The 13581-nt window shown below is 68.4% G+C and carries 14 protein-coding genes; 4 read left to right on the forward strand and 10 right to left on the reverse strand.

Annotated elements, in window-relative coordinates; translation table 11 throughout:
• Positions 1-140 precede the first annotated feature (140 nt).
• Entirely contained in the window at positions 141-1043 is a 903-nt protein-coding gene (locus GL279_RS10665; RefSeq protein ID WP_155064619.1) for a LysR family transcriptional regulator, read from the reverse strand.
• Between the two features lie 93 nt (positions 1044-1136).
• Here GL279_RS10665 and GL279_RS10670 point away from each other — a divergent pair, with 93 nt between their 5' ends.
• Positions 1137-1910 carry an SDR family oxidoreductase gene (locus GL279_RS10670; protein WP_155064620.1) on the forward strand — a complete coding sequence of 258 codons (774 nt, stop codon included), beginning with the start codon at positions 1137-1139 and terminating at the stop codon, positions 1908-1910.
• A gap of 155 nt (positions 1911-2065) precedes the next feature.
• On the opposite strand, the gene GL279_RS10675 is transcribed toward GL279_RS10670, so the two are convergent.
• From GL279_RS10675 to GL279_RS10695, 5 genes are all read right to left on the reverse strand, one after another.
• The gene (locus GL279_RS10675) at positions 2066-2851 is read right to left on the reverse strand and encodes a crotonase/enoyl-CoA hydratase family protein (protein ID WP_155064621.1); all 786 of its coding nucleotides are present in this window, start codon (positions 2849-2851) and stop codon (positions 2066-2068) included.
• The gene (locus tag GL279_RS10680; protein ID WP_155064622.1) at positions 2848-3702 is read right to left on the reverse strand and encodes a hydroxymethylglutaryl-CoA lyase; all 855 of its coding nucleotides are present in this window, start codon (positions 3700-3702) and stop codon (positions 2848-2850) included. Before GL279_RS10680 ends, GL279_RS10675 begins: the two co-directional genes overlap by 4 nt.
• Positions 3695-4342, reverse strand: a complete 648-nt coding sequence (locus GL279_RS10685) for a glutathione S-transferase family protein (protein ID WP_155064623.1) — start codon at positions 4340-4342, stop codon at positions 3695-3697. The genes GL279_RS10680 and GL279_RS10685 overlap by 8 nt, the downstream gene beginning before the upstream one ends.
• Positions 4339-6264, reverse strand: a complete 1926-nt coding sequence (locus GL279_RS10690; RefSeq protein WP_155064624.1) for an ATP-binding protein — start codon at positions 6262-6264, stop codon at positions 4339-4341. The genes GL279_RS10685 and GL279_RS10690 overlap by 4 nt, the downstream gene beginning before the upstream one ends.
• 103 nt (positions 6265-6367) lie before the next feature.
• Positions 6368-7972: a carboxyl transferase domain-containing protein gene (locus GL279_RS10695; RefSeq protein ID WP_155064625.1), complete on the reverse strand. Its 1605-nt coding sequence runs from the start codon at positions 7970-7972 to the stop codon at positions 6368-6370.
• Between the two features lie 137 nt (positions 7973-8109).
• Here GL279_RS10695 and GL279_RS10700 point away from each other — a divergent pair, with 137 nt between their 5' ends.
• Entirely contained in the window at positions 8110-8721 is a 612-nt protein-coding gene (locus GL279_RS10700) for an OmpW/AlkL family protein (protein ID WP_155064682.1), read from the forward strand.
• A gap of 113 nt (positions 8722-8834) precedes the next feature.
• On the opposite strand, the gene GL279_RS10705 is transcribed toward GL279_RS10700, so the two are convergent.
• From GL279_RS10705 to GL279_RS10715, 3 genes are read right to left on the reverse strand one after another with little or no spacing between them, the layout of a single operon-like run.
• A complete protein-coding gene (locus GL279_RS10705; protein ID WP_155064626.1) occupies positions 8835-9317 on the reverse strand; it encodes a lysozyme inhibitor LprI family protein in 483 nt (160 codons plus the stop codon).
• Positions 9314-9829 (reverse strand): lysozyme inhibitor LprI family protein, encoded by a 516-nt coding sequence (locus GL279_RS10710; protein WP_155064627.1) that lies wholly within the window; start codon positions 9827-9829, stop codon positions 9314-9316. The genes GL279_RS10705 and GL279_RS10710 overlap by 4 nt, the downstream gene beginning before the upstream one ends.
• Complete coding sequence (locus GL279_RS10715) at positions 9829-10989, reverse strand: acyl-CoA dehydrogenase family protein (RefSeq protein ID WP_155064628.1); 1161 nt, start codon at positions 10987-10989, stop codon at positions 9829-9831. Before GL279_RS10715 ends, GL279_RS10710 begins: the two co-directional genes overlap by 1 nt.
• A 133-nt stretch (positions 10990-11122) precedes the next feature.
• Between GL279_RS10715 and GL279_RS10720 the strand changes: the two genes are divergently transcribed.
• Positions 11123-11686, forward strand: coding sequence for a histidine phosphatase family protein (locus tag GL279_RS10720; protein WP_155064629.1), 564 nt, complete (start codon positions 11123-11125; stop codon positions 11684-11686).
• Positions 11683-12636 (forward strand): adenosylcobinamide-phosphate synthase CbiB, encoded by a 954-nt coding sequence (gene cbiB, locus GL279_RS10725; RefSeq protein ID WP_155064630.1) that lies wholly within the window; start codon positions 11683-11685, stop codon positions 12634-12636. Before GL279_RS10720 ends, cbiB begins: the two co-directional genes overlap by 4 nt.
• Here cbiB and hemC read toward each other — a convergent pair.
• Positions 12633-13568: a hydroxymethylbilane synthase gene (gene hemC, locus GL279_RS10730; RefSeq protein WP_155064631.1), complete on the reverse strand. Its 936-nt coding sequence runs from the start codon at positions 13566-13568 to the stop codon at positions 12633-12635. The genes cbiB and hemC overlap by 4 nt on opposite strands.
• Positions 13569-13581: the final 13 nt, after the last annotated feature.

Genomic DNA, 13581 nt, shown 5'->3' on the forward strand with positions numbered 1-13581 from the left:
TGAAGGCGTGCGGTGTGGTGCCTGCCGCAATTCGTGCAAAGAGGTCGCTCATGTCGCGCGGCGCGGCATCTTGGGCCACCTGCGACCGCATGAGCAGTCTGTTTGCCGCGAATGGCGCCGGCCATTTGCGGGCGGCCGCATCAGCCGGAGATATTCTTTCGCAACACCCCCTCCATCCAGTCCGCGAAGGCGGTCAGGCGGCGCAAGGTGCGGGGGTTGCCGGGAAACAGCAGATGCATCGGCATTGGCTCGGCCCGGTGGTCAGGCAGAACCTCAACCAGATCGCCACGGGCCAGATGGTCCGCCACGTCATAGGCCGGGATCTGGATCAGCCCCATCCCGGCCAGAGCGCAGGCGATATAGCCCTCGGCGCTGTTGGCGCTGACCCGCCAGGGCACTGGACAGGTCCGGGTCCGCGCGCTTTCGTGCCATTCCCAATCCGCCACGCGCCCGGTCGAGGGGGAGGCATAGGCGACCTGCCAATGCGCCCCCAGATCGGCGGGCGAAAGCGGGATGCCGTGCTGCAGCAGATAGGCCGGGCTCGCCACATTGATCTGGGCGATCTCGCCGATGCGACGCGCCTTCAGGCCGGAATCGGGCAGAGGTCCGATCCGCAAGGCAAGGTCCACCCGCTCACCCAGCAGATCCACGGCGCGGTCGGTCATGCCGAGTTCCACCCTGATGCCGGGCCAGAGCGCCAGAAAGTCAGGCAAGGCCGGCGCCACGATCAGCCGGCCGATCCGCCCCGGCAGATCCACGCGGATCCTGCCCTCGATCCCGTGGCCGGCGTTGCGGAACATCGTCTCCATCTCTTCGCCCTCGGCCAGATAGCCGCTGCAGCGTTCATAGAATTCCTCGCCCTCGTCGGTGGGCACGACCACGCGCGTGGTACGGTTGAGCAGCCGTGCACCCAACCGCGCCTCCAGATCCGCAATTGCGGTCGAGACGCTGGAGCGCGGCATCTGCAAGGTATCCGCCGCCCGGGTGAAGCTGCGGGCCTCAACGACGCGGATGAAGATGCGGTAGAGGTCGAGCTGGTCCATTGTTCGATTTCTGCGACAGGTGAAGTCAGAATGGCTGGATCTATTCCGCTATCCACGAACGTATAACAAGCCCTCAGACAAGAGGAGCTGATCATGACCAACAGAACCATTGCCGGGAAGACCGTGCTGATCGCCGGCGGGGCCAAGAATCTGGGCGGGTTGTTGGCCCGCGATTTCGCGGTGCAGGGCGCCAAGGCCATCGTGATCCATTACAACAGCGCCGCCAGCGCCAAGGATGCCGAGGCTACGGTCGCGGCGGTCAAGGCCACCGGGGCGCAGGCCGTCGCCCTTCAGGCCGATCTGACCACTGCGGGCGCGGTCGAGAAACTGTTCGCCGATGCGGTCGCTGCGGTGGGTCGCCCCGATATCGCCATCAACACCGTCGGCAAGGTGCTGAAAAAGCCGATGTCCGAGATCACCGAGGCCGAATATGACGAAATGAGCGCGGTGAACGCCAAGGCCGCGTTCTTTTTCATGAAAGAGGCCGGCAAGGTCGTGAACGACAATGGCGCGATCTGCACGCTGGTGACCTCGCTGCTGGGCGCCTATACGCCGTTCTATTCCAGCTATGCCGGCACCAAGGCGCCGGTCGAGCATTTCACCCGCGCCGCATCCAAGGAGCTGGGCGAGCGGGGGATTTCAGTCACCGCCATCGGCCCCGGCCCGATGGATACGCCATTCTTCTATGGTCAGGAAAACGCCGACGCGCAGGCCTATCACAAATCGGCCGCCGCGCTGTCGCCGTTCAGCAAGACCGGCCTGACCGACATTCAGGACATCGCGCCGTGGATCCGGTTCCTCGTGACCGAGGGCTGGTGGATGACCGGCCAGACGATCCTCGTCAACGGCGGTTATACCACCAAGTGACTGGCCCCCGGCCTTGGTGCAAGGAAAGGTCCCCACGAATGGGCGAGGCCCCGGAAGTGGTCGCATGAATGCGAGCAAAGCGCCGATCCATGGCAATATGAACCGGCCGGTCCTGTGACCTTTGCCTGCCGGGGCTCTTACCGCCGCTGCCCCGTTCAACCGCGATCCCACTCCGGCCGTCGCTTGTCGAAAAAGGCGGCGATGCCTTCGGTGGCTTCGGGGCTTTCCCACGCTTCGACAAGGGCCGAGATGCTGGCCTCGATCTCGGCGGGGCCGATGGGCGGGCCCAGGCGGCGGGCCAGGTGCTTGGCGCGGGCGACGGCGCCGGGGGCGCAGGCCAGATAGGGCGCGACCTCGGCCTCGATGGCGGCGTCCAGAAGCTCAGGCTCGGCCAGCCCGGCCAACAGGTTCAGCCGCATGGCCTCGGCCGCGTCGAACAGGCGCGCGGACATGAAGACGCGGCGGGCCATGGTCTCGGTCATGCGGGCGATGACATAGGGGCCGATGGTGGCGGGGATCAGCCCCAGCCGGGTCTCGGTCAGGCCAAGGCGCGCCTGCGGCACCGCAATCGCCAGATCGCAGACCGAGATCAGCCCGACACCGCCGCCAAAGGCATTGCCCTGCACCCGGCCGATCAGCGGCTTGGGCAGGGTGTTCAGCGCCTGCAGCATCAAGGCCAGCGCCCGCGCAGCGGCGCGGCGGGTTTCGGCATCGGCATGGATCTGGTCGCGCATCCATGCCAGATCGCCGCCAGCGCAAAAGCTGTGCCCCTCGGCCGCCAGCACCACGACGCGGATGGCGGGATCGGCGCCAAGGCGCGCCGCCGCCTCGGTCAGCTCGGCGATCATCTGCGCCGACAGCGCATTGTGGCGATCGGGCCGCGCCAGCCACAGATGGGCAACGCCGCGGGCATCGGTCTGGATGCGGATGGTCTGCATCATCTTGTTCCTCGCATGGCGCGGGCCAGATTGGCGGCGCGGGCGATGATCGCCGGGTCAAGACCGTTGGCAAAGCCGCGTGCCGCCAGATGCGCCGCGACGCGTTCGGTTGCGACATTGCCCGCCGCGCCGGGGGCATAGGGACAGCCGCCGAGCCCGCCCACGGCGGCGTCAAAGACCCGCAGCCCGCGCGCAAGGCTGGTGTCGATATTGTCGAGCGCGCGCCCGGCGGTGTCGTGGTAATGCCCGGCCAGCCGTTCGGCCGGCAGCTCGTCCAGCACCGCCGCCAGCATGGCGTCGATGGTTTCGGGCCGGCCCTGCCCGATGGTGTCGCCCAGACTGATCTCATGGCAACCCATGTCGCGCAGGGCGGCGGCGACGCGGGCGACGGCGGCAGGCGGCACCGGCCCGTCAAAGGGGCAATCCGTCACCATCGAGACATAGCCCCGCACCGGGATGCCGTCGGCCTGTGCCGCCCGCGCCACCGGCGCCATCCGGTCCAGACTTTCGGCGATGCCGGCATTCAGATTGGCGCGGGAAAACCCCTCGGAGGCCGAAGCAAAGACCGCCACGGCCGAGGCGCCGGCAGCGCGGGCAGCCAGATAGCCCTGCATGTTCGGCGTCAGCACCGCATAGCACACGCCCGGCGCGCGGGTGATACCGGCCATGACCTCGGCGGCATCGGCCATCTGCGGCACCCATTTCGGCGAGACGAAGCTGGTGACCTCGATGCGGCGAAACCCGGCCTGCGACAGCAGATCGACCAGCGCGATCTTGTCGGCGGTGGGGATCGGGCGCGCTTCGTTCTGCAAGCCGTCGCGCGGGCCCATTTCAAAGATCTCGGCCTCAGCCATCGGGCAGCTCGTAGAAATCGCGGGCATAGATGGCATCGCCGCCGGCGCGGGCGGCGGCGCGCAGATAGGCGGGGCGGGCGCGCATGCGATCGCAATAGGCGGCAAGTGCCGGGTGATCGGCGCGCGGCAGAAAGCGGAACAGTGCCTCGATGTTGAAGCCGAACATGCAATCGGCCGCCGAAAATTCCGCAAGCAGCGTTTCGCGGCCGTGCAGGTGCTGGTCCATGGCGCGGGCCGTCACCGCCAGCCGCCGCGTGTCAAGCCGCATCAGGGCCGGCGAGCGCGCCTCGGGCGGGCGCAGAAAGATGTGCTGGATATTGAGGTTTTGCAGGATCGCCGCCTGGGTTTCGGCGAAATGCAGCCATTCAAGGAAATCGGCGCGTTCGGGCGTGCCGGGGGCCGGGGCCAGCCGGCCCTGCCGCTCGGTCAGGTATTGCACGATGGCGCCGGATTCAAAGATCGCGCGCCCGTCGATTTCCAGCGCCGGGATGCGGCCGGCGGGCGACAGCGCCAGAAACGCGGCGCTGCGCAGGCCGCCATCGGTCAGCGACCAGTTCTGCAAGGTGCAGTCGAGGCCCAGCTCCTCGATCAGCCACAGGACGCGCATCGAGCGCGCGCCGGGAACATGGTGCAGGATCATGGCGTCTCCTCCAGCCGGATCAGGGCGGCGCCGGCCTCGACCTGATCGCCGGGGGCGGCCAGAACCTCGGCCACGCGGCCGGCGCGGGCGGCGGTCAGGTTGTGTTCCATCTTCATCGCCTCAAGGATGGCCAGCCGGTCGCCCGCCGCGACCTCTTGGCCCGGCACGACGAAGACCGCCTTGACCAGCCCCGGCATGGGCGAGAGCGTCAGCCCCCCGCCCCTGCCCGGATCACCGCCCCGCGCCAGCGGATCAAGCGGCACCAGCGTCACCGCCGGGCCAAGGCCAAAGCAGCTGGTCCCGCCGGCATGGGTGACGACACGGGCCGGGACCTGCCGGCCGTCCAGCCACCAGCGCCCGTCCTGCTGGATGATTTCATGCGTTGTGCTGTCGATGGTGACGCGGGCGTGGCCCGGGCCGGGCAGCTCCAGCCGGGCGCTGCCGCCCTGCCAGGTGATCGTGTGGCATAGCGGTTGCCACAGCGCAAAGCCCTGCGCCTGATCAAGCCGGTGCAGCCCGGCCAGACCAAGCGCCGCAAGGGCCGTGGCACCGGGATCGGCGGTTGCAGCCAGAAGCTGGTCGAGGTCGCGGGCGATTAGCCCGGTGTCGACCTCGCCGCGGGCAAAGCCGTCGTGCCGGCTGAGCGCCAGCAGGAAGTCGAGATTGGTAACCGTGCCCGCCACCTCGGTCGTGGCCAGCGCCGCGTCAAGCGCGCGCAGGGCGGTGGCGCGGGTCGGGCCATGGCTGATGATCTTGGCGATCATCGGGTCATACCACGGGCTGATCCGGTCGCCCTGGCGCACGCCGGTTTCGACGCGGGCATGGTCGGGAAAGCGCAGATGCGCCAGCCGGCCGGTGGCGGGCAGAAACCCCGCCGGCACGTCCTCGGCGTAAAGCCGGGCCTCGAAGGCATGACCCCGGATTGCGATCTGGTCCTGACGCGCGGGCAGCGGCTCGCCGCTGGAGATGCGCAGCTGCCATTCGACCAGATCGATGCCGGTGATCGCCTCGGTAACAGGATGTTCGACCTGCAGGCGGGTGTTCATCTCCATGAACCAGAAGCGGTCCGGGCGCAGACCCTCCGAGGCGTCGGCGATGAATTCGACGGTGCCGGCACCGGCATAGCCGATGGCGCGGGCGGCGCGCACGGCGGCCTCGCCCATGGCGGCGCGCATCTGGGGCGTCATGCCGGGTGCCGGGGCTTCCTCGATCACTTTCTGGTGGCGGCGTTGCAGCGAACAGTCGCGTTCGAAAAGATGCAGCGCGTCCTGGCCATCACCAAAGATCTGCACCTCGATATGGCGCGGCCGGGGAATGAACCTTTCGAGAAGGACGGCGGGATTGCCGAAGGCGCGGTCCGCCTCGGCGCGGGCGGCGTCGAGGGCTGCGGCGAAATCGGCGGCGCCTTCGACCAGCCGCATGCCCTTGCCGCCGCCGCCCGCCACGGGTTTGATCAGCAGCGGATAGCCGAGGGCATCGGCCTGGCCTGCCAGATGCGCGCCGTCCCGATTGGGGCCGTGATGGCCGGGCACCACCGGAACGCCCGCCTGCGCCATCAGCGCCTTGGCCGCATCCTTGAGGCCCATCTGGCGGATGGCCTTGGCCGAGGGGCCGATGAACACGAGCCCAGCTGCCGTGACGGCATCGACGAAATCGGGGTTTTCGCTGAGAAAGCCATAGCCGGGATGAATGGCGCGGGCGCCGGTGGCCAGTGCTGCAGCGATGAGGGCATCGCCGCGCAGGTAGCTGTCGGCGGGCGCCGGGCCGCCGATCGGCACCGCCTCATCGGCCAGGGCCACATGGCGGGCTTCGCGATCGGCTTCGGAGAACACCGCGACCGTGCGGATGCCGAGGCGGCGGGCGGTGTCGATAATGCGGCAGGCGATCTCGCCCCGGTTGGCGATCAGGATCTTGTCGAACATGCGCGGGCTCCGCTGGCGGGCGGGTCGTCGGGGGTTTCACACCCCCGGACCCCCGTGGGATATTTCGGCACGAAAGAACGGAGAGGCGCTGCGGTCATGGCGGCTACATGCGGAAAAGGCCGAAGCGGGTCGGCTGGATCGGCGCGTTCAGGCTGGCGCGCAGGCTGAGGGCGAGGATGTCGCGGGTCTGGCGCGGGTCGATGATGCCATCGTCCCAGAGCCGGGCCGAGGCATAGAGCGGATGGGACTGGCGGGCGAAGGTTTCGATGGTGGGGCGTTTGAATTTGGCCTCGCCCTCGGGCGACCATGTGCCGCCGCCGCGTTCGATGCCCTCGCGCCGAACGGTGGCGAGCACACCTGCGGCCTGTTCGCCGCCCATCACGCCAATGCGGGAATTGGGCCATGTCCAGAGGAAGCGCGGGCCAAAGGCGCGGCCGGCCATGCCGTAATTGCCGGCGCCGAAGCTGCCACCGACCAGAAGGGTGATCTTTGGGACATTGGTGGTGGCGACCGCCATGACCATCTTGGCGCCGTGGCGCGCGATGCCTTCGTTTTCGTATTTGCGCCCGACCATGAAGCCGGTGACGTTTTGCAAAAAGACGAGGGGGATGTCGCGCGCCGAGCAAAGCTCGATGAAATGCGCGCCCTTTTGCGCGGCCTCGGAAAAGAGGACGCCATTATTGGCGATGATGCCCACCGGGCAGCCCTGCACATGGGCAAAGCCTGTCACCAGCGTCTCGCCGAAGCGGGCCTTGAATTCGTCGAAGCGCGAGCCGTCCACCGTGCGGGCGATGACCTCGCGGATGTCGTAGGGGGTGCGCAGGTCCGCGGGGACGAGGCCAAGGATCTCGTCGGGGTCATGTGCGGGCGGTTCGGGGGATTGCCACTCCACTGTCACGGGCCGCTGGCGGTTGAGATTGGCGATGGCGCGGCGGGCGATGGCGAGGGCATGGGCGTCATCCTTGGCCAGATAGTCGGCGACGCCGGAAAGGCGGGTGTGCGCGTCGGCGCCGCCCAGATCCTCGGCGCTGACGACCTCGCCGGTGGCGGCGCGCACCAGCGGCGGGCCGGCCAGAAAGATCGTGCCTTGATCGCGCACGATGATGGTCACGTCCGACATCGCCGGCACATAGGCGCCGCCCGCCGTGCACGAGCCCATGACCACGGCGATCTGGGCGATGCCCTTGGCCGACATCTGCGCCTGATTGTAGAAGATGCGGCCGAAATGGTCGCGGTCGGGAAAGACCTCGTCCTGATTGGGCAGGTTCGCGCCGCCCGAGTCGACCAGATAGACGCAGGGCAGCTGGCAGGCCTCGGCGATTTCCTGGGCGCGCAGGTGCTTCTTGACCGTCATAGGGTAATAGGTGCCGCCCTTGACCGTGGCGTCATTGGCCAGAACCATCACCTCTTGCCCCTGCACCCGGCCGATGCCGGCGATCAGGCCGGCGCAGGGGGCAGCGCCCTCATACATGCCATGTGCCGCCGTGGCGCCGATTTCGAGAAAGGGCGCGCCGGGATCGAGCAGGTTCGCCACCCGTTCGCGCGGCGGCATCTTGCCGCGCGCGACATGCCGCGCCAGCGCTGCCGCCCCGCCGCCAGCCGCCGCCGCCTGCGCGGCCGTGCGGATCTCGTCCAGCATGGCGAGATGCGCGGCGCGGTTGGCGCGAAAGGTCCGGGAGCTGGGCTGCACCGATGTGGCAAGCTTCATGCGCGGCTCCTTTCGGGCGGGCGGGCTGGGTCAATTTGACGCAGGCGGGGCGCGATGACGAAAACTTGATGCAGATCAATGTCCCGGACGCCCGGAAAGCGCCATGTCGCGCCAGAACGAAAGACGAGAGGACCATGATGAAACGTCACCTGATCACCGCCGCCGCGCTGGCCCTGCTGGCCTCGCCGGTGCTGGCCCAATCCCAGGGCGAATGGACGCTGGGCCTGGGCCTGGCCAATGTGAATCCGAAATCCGACAACGGCACTCTGGCCGGCGGCACCGTCCCGGTCAGCATCGGCGACAGCACCCGCCCGACCGTCACCGCCGAATATTTCATCCGCGACAACCTCGGCATCGAGCTGCTGGCCGCCCTGCCCTTCAAGCATTCGATCAAGTCGAATGGCACCGAGATCGGCACCGTCAAGCAGCTGCCGCCGGTCGTGTCGCTGCAATACCACTTTGACGCCACGCCGCAGCTGAAGCCCTTTGTCGGCGTCGGTGTGAACTTTACCGGCTTCTGGGATGGCAATGCCAAGGGGCCGCTGGACGGCGCCGATCTGCAGGTCAAGAACAGCTGGGGTCTGGCCGCGCATATCGGCACCGACTACTGGATCAGCGACAAGGCGGCCATCCGCGCCGACCTGCGCTGGATCGACATCGACAGCGACGTGATGCTGAATGGCACCCGCATCGGCAAGGTCGAGGTCGACCCGGTCGTCGTCGGCGTCAGCTATGTGATGAAGTTCTGAAGCCAGCCCTTGCGGTTCCGGCCCCCGCGGCCGGACGCCGACAATTCCACCACATTGCCGGCGAAGGCGCGCCCGCAAGGCGCGCCGTGCGGCGCCGGCTTTGGCCGGCGTCGTCATTCAAGTTGTCCCAGTGACATCAGCAGCGCCACCTGCCGCGCGGTCTCGTCGCGGATGCAGCGGGCCTGCGCCAGCGCGCCGGATGTTTCGCCGGCGCTGTCCTGCATCTGGTGGCAAAGATCCTCGCGAAACTGGATCCAGCTGCGTTCGGCCTGCCGCAGCATCTCTTGCGGCTTGATGCCCTTTTTCCCTTGGGTGGCCAGCAGGGCGTCATAGGTCGAGCCCAGCTTGGCCTCCCATGCCTGATGCGAGGCGTCGAGGCAGTTCGCCATCGGGAAATCGGCATCATCGCCGGTATATTTCCTCTTGGCATAGGCCAGACAGGCATCCATGCCGATGCCCGCGCAATCGGCCCGCGCGCCCTGCGTCGGCGCCGCCGCAAGGCATTGGTCGATGCCGGCCGGATCAAAGCCCGAGGCATCGCCCGCCAGCGCCGGCCCTGCGGTCAGCGCGGCGATCAGGGCAAGGCGCGCGATCATTGGTCATCCTCCAGCAGGTCGCGCAGGCGCAGGGCCTGCGTCCCGGTCAGTTCCATCAGACAGGCCGCCGCAGCCGGGCCGCCGCCGGTGCCGCCCTGAAACCGCGCCCCCTGAAAGGCGCAGCTGGCATCGCGAAAGGTGATCCAGTTGCGTTGCGAGGTTTTGAGCAAGGGCGCCGCCGGTGCCGCCGCCGAGCCCAGCGATTTCAGGTCGGCATCGGCCGCCTCGGCCTGTGTCATCGCCTTGCCATACCAGCCGTTCATCAGCCCGTCCCATTGCGCCGCCTCGGTGCTGAGACAGCTGACCATGCCGGCAGTGCTGTCGCCACCGGGCAGCTCCATGCATTTGGTCGAGGCCCCGCCGATGCAGATATCGGCATCCGTGCCCTTGGCCTTGGACTGGTCAAGGCAGGCAGGCAGCAGCGTGTCGTCATAGCCCGGCGCCGTTTCGGCGAAAGCAGGCGCAGCAAGCCCGGAGCCGGCCAGCGCGAGGGTGATCAAAAATCGATTCATCAGGCAATCTCCATCAGTTGACGCCCGATCAGCATACGCCGGATTTCAGAAGTTCCTGCCCCGATCTCCATCAATTTGGCGTCACGGAACAACCGGCTGACGACCGAATCGGCCAGAAAGCCCGCGCCCCCCAGCGCCTGCACGGACTGATGCGCCTGCACCATCGCCTGTTCGCTGGCATAAAGCACCGCGCCCGCCGCATCCTGCCGCGTCACCCGACCGGCATCGCAGGCGCGCGCCACCTCATAGACATAGGCGCGGGCGGTGTTCAGCGCGACATACATGTCGGCGATCTTGCCCTGCATCAGCTGGAACGAGCCGATGGGCTGGCCGAACTGGTGACGGTCGCGCAGATAGGGCAGCACCTCGTCCAGACAGGCGGCCATGATGCCGGTGCCGATGCCCGACAGGACCACGCGTTCGTAATCCAAGCCCGACATCAGCACGCGCACGCCTGCGCCCTCGGTGACCAGCACATTCTGCACCGGCACCTCGCAATCGTCAAAGATCAGCTCACCCGTGTTCGAGCCGCGCATGCCGAGCTTGTCGAAATGCGGCCCGGTCGAGAAGCCCTGCATGCCGCGCTCGATAATAAAGGCGGTGATGCCGCGGCTGCCGGCCTGCGGGTCGGTCTTGGCATAGACGACCAGCGTGTCGGCATCGGGGGCGTTGGTGATCCAGTATTTGCGGCCGTTCAGCACATAGATATCGCCGCGCCGCTCGGCCCGCAGCGTCATCGCGACGACATCGCTGCCCGCCCCGGTCTCGGACATGGCCAGCGCCCCGACGGCCTTGCCGCTGCACAGATCGGGCAGATAGCGCCGCCGTTGTGCCGCGCTGCCGTTCAGCCGGATCTGGTTCACGCAAAGGTTGGAATGCGCGCCATAGGACAGGCCGACCGAGGCCGAGGTGAGGGCGATTTCCTCGGTCGCGACCACATGCGCCAGATAGCCCATGCCGGCGCCGCCGAACGCTTCGGGAACGGTGATGCCTAGCAGGCCAAGATCGCCCATCTCGGGCCAGAGCTCATTGGGAAAGGCATTCTCGCGGTCGATGCGCGCGGCCAGCGGCTTGACCCGGTCCTGCGCCCAGCGATGCACCATGTCGCGCAGCGCGTTCACATCCTCGCCAAGGTCGAAGCGCATCCCGGTGGTGAACATCCGGCTTCTCCTTTATTGAACGAGTGTTCATTTAATCCGGTTATGCCAGCCGGGGGCGGGGCGCGTCAAGCCCCGCTTCGTTGACAAGGTTGCGGGGCCGCGCCATTGCTGCGGCAGTTTCCAAGGATGGCCGATGCCCCCCGATCCTGATCCCGCACCCAACCCCGCCCGCCTGCTGATCCTGCGCCATGCGCCGCTGGCGCAGCCGGGGCTGGCCGGACGGCGCGACGTGGCCGCCGATTGCAGCGATGCGGCGGCGCTGGCGCGGGCGGCGCTTTGGCTGGGCGGGGCCGCGCAGGTCTGGGCCAGCCCCGCGCTGCGCTGCCGGCAGACCTGCGCCGCCATGGGCCTGCAAGCCGACTATCGCCCGGCCCTGTGGGAGCAGGACTTCGGCGCATGGGAAGAGCCGGGCGCCACCCTGCCCGACCTTGGCCCGCGACCACCCGAGGCGCTCGCCCGCCACCGCCCGCCGGGGGGCGAAAGCTTTCTGGACATGGCCGCGCGCGTGCAGCCGTTGTTGCAGGCGGCGCAGGGCGTCACAGCCATTGTCGCCCATGCCGGCACCGCCCGCGCCGCGCTGGCGCTGGTCGTCGGGCCGGCGGCGCTGTCCTTTGCCATCGCACCGCTGTCGCTGACCATCCTGACCCGCCATGCCGGCATCTGGGCGGTCGAGGCCGTCAATCGGAGCGTATCATGATCTTGTCGCAGGCGACGCTGACCGTGGCGCTGGTGGCGCTGGCAGTGGATGCGGTCCTGGGCTGGCCGGGTTGGCTTTATCGCCGCATCGGCCATCCGGTGACATGGATCGGCGGGCTGATCGCGGCTCTGGACCGGCGCTGGAACCGGGGCGGGCACCGCATCCTGCGCGGGGCGCTGGCGGTGCTGGTGGTGGTGCTGGCGGCGGTGCTGCCGGCGCTGGCGCTGAGCTGCTGGCTGATGCCGCTGGATGGCGGGCCAGTGATTCTTGGGGTGCTGGCATGGCCGCTGGTCGCGACGCGCTCGCTGCACGACCATGTTGCCGCCGTCGCCCTGCCGCTGGCAGCCGGGGATGTTGCGGCGGCCCGGCGGGCGGTGGCGATGATCGTCGGCCGCGACCTGACCGACGATCCCGCCCCCATCGCCCGCGCCGCGCTGGAAAGTCTGGCCGAGAACACCTCGGACGGGGTGGTGGCGCCGGTGCTATGGGCGGCCATCGCCGGCTTGCCCGGCATCGCCGCCTATAAGGCGATCAATACGCTTGATTCGATGATCGGCCATATGAGCCCGCGCCATGCCTTGTTCGGGCGCGTCGCGGCGCGGCTGGACGATCTGGTGAACCTGCCCGCCTCGCGGTTGACGGCGGCGCTGTTTCTGCTGGCGGCGCCGCCCGACCGGGGCCGGGCGCTCGGCGTGGTCTGGCGCGATGCCGGTCGGCATCGGTCGCCCAATGCCGGCTGGCCCGAGGCCGCCATGGCCGGCGCGCTGAAGGTGCGGCTGTCGGGGCCGCGCAGCTATCATGGCGTGCAAAGCAATGAGCCCTGGCTGAATGCCGATGGCCGCGACCCCGATGCCCGCGCGCTGCGGCTGGGGCTGCGGCTATATGTCCGCGCCATGCTGATGTTGGGGCTGTTTCTGGCGGCGCTGCTGTGGGTGCCGGCGCGGTTCTAGGCGAAGAAATCCGCCGGCGCCCGGCCGCGCAGCTCATTGGCAAGGTCCAGACCCATGGCCGCACCGTCGCGGGCCAGCCCTTCGCGGAGGCTGGCGATGACCTCGCTGCCATCCGGGCGCAGGATTTCACCGCGCAGGATCAGCCGGTCACCCTGCAGCAGCGCAAGCCCCGCGATCGGCGTCTGGCACGAGCCGTCCAGCCGCGCCAGAAAGGCACGCTCGGCCACAACCCGCAGCCCGCTTTCGGAATCGGCGATCGGCGCCAGCAGCGCGGCGGCACTGGCATCCTCCGCGCGCCGCTCGACGCCGATGCAGCCCTGCGCCACGGCTGGCAGCATCTCGTCGGGGGAAATCGCCTGACGCACGATCTGCGACATACCCAGCCGCGACAAGCCCGCCATGGCAAGGAACGTGGCAACTGCGACGCCTTCTTCCAGTTTTTTCAGGCGGGTCTGGACGTTTCCTCGAAACTCGACCAGGTGCAGATCGGGGCGGCGTGCGGCCAGCTGCGCCCGGCGCCGCAAGCTTGAGGAACCGACGACAGCGCCTTGGGGCAGCTCGGAAATTCCGGCGTAAAGCGTCGAGACGAAAGCATCGCGCACGTCTTCGCGCGGCAGGTAGCAGTCGATCACCAGCCCCTCGGGCTGCAGCGTCGGCATGTCCTTCATCGAATGCACGGCGATGTCGATGTCGCCGGCCAGCAGCGCATCCTCGATCTCGCGGGTGAACAGGCCCTTGCCGCCGATATCCTTCAGCGCGCGGTCCAGCACACGGTCGCCGGTGGTCTTGATGACCACGATCTGGAACGCGGCCTCGGGCAGGCCATGCGCCGCCATCAGCCGGTCGCGGGTTTCATGGGCCTGCGCCAGCGCCAGCGCCGAGCCGCGCGTGCCGATGCGAAGGGGGTTCTGGGGATCGGGCATCTGGGTCATGCGCAAGGGCTTA

The sequence above is a fragment of the Paracoccus limosus genome (assembly GCF_009711185.1).
Classification (GTDB): domain Bacteria; phylum Pseudomonadota; class Alphaproteobacteria; order Rhodobacterales; family Rhodobacteraceae; genus Paracoccus; species Paracoccus limosus.

Excerpts from the sequence above, each read along its gene's own strand:
- cbiB (WP_155064630.1), top strand. The coding sequence starts at position 11,683 with ATGATCTTGTCGCAGGCGACGCTGACCGTGGCGCTGGTGGCGCTGGCA.
- GL279_RS10700 (WP_155064682.1), top strand. The coding sequence starts at position 8,110 with ATGAAACGTCACCTGATCACCGCCGCCGCGCTGGCCCTGCTGGCCTCG.
- GL279_RS10665 (WP_155064619.1), bottom strand. The coding sequence starts at position 1,043 with ATGGACCAGCTCGACCTCTACCGCATCTTCATCCGCGTCGTTGAGGCC.
- GL279_RS10720 (WP_155064629.1), top strand. The coding sequence starts at position 11,123 with ATGCCCCCCGATCCTGATCCCGCACCCAACCCCGCCCGCCTGCTGATC.
- hemC (WP_155064631.1), bottom strand. The coding sequence starts at position 13,568 with ATGACCCAGATGCCCGATCCCCAGAACCCCCTTCGCATCGGCACGCGC.
- GL279_RS10710 (WP_155064627.1), bottom strand. The coding sequence starts at position 9,829 with ATGAATCGATTTTTGATCACCCTCGCGCTGGCCGGCTCCGGGCTTGCT.
- GL279_RS10690 (WP_155064624.1), bottom strand. The coding sequence starts at position 6,264 with ATGTTCGACAAGATCCTGATCGCCAACCGGGGCGAGATCGCCTGCCGC.
- GL279_RS10715 (WP_155064628.1), bottom strand. The coding sequence starts at position 10,989 with ATGTTCACCACCGGGATGCGCTTCGACCTTGGCGAGGATGTGAACGCG.
- GL279_RS10675 (WP_155064621.1), bottom strand. The coding sequence starts at position 2,851 with ATGATGCAGACCATCCGCATCCAGACCGATGCCCGCGGCGTTGCCCAT.
- GL279_RS10685 (WP_155064623.1), bottom strand. The coding sequence starts at position 4,342 with ATGATCCTGCACCATGTTCCCGGCGCGCGCTCGATGCGCGTCCTGTGG.
- GL279_RS10670 (WP_155064620.1), top strand. The coding sequence starts at position 1,137 with ATGACCAACAGAACCATTGCCGGGAAGACCGTGCTGATCGCCGGCGGG.
- GL279_RS10705 (WP_155064626.1), bottom strand. The coding sequence starts at position 9,317 with ATGATCGCGCGCCTTGCCCTGATCGCCGCGCTGACCGCAGGGCCGGCG.
- GL279_RS10695 (WP_155064625.1), bottom strand. The coding sequence starts at position 7,972 with ATGAAGCTTGCCACATCGGTGCAGCCCAGCTCCCGGACCTTTCGCGCC.
- GL279_RS10680 (WP_155064622.1), bottom strand. The coding sequence starts at position 3,702 with ATGGCTGAGGCCGAGATCTTTGAAATGGGCCCGCGCGACGGCTTGCAG.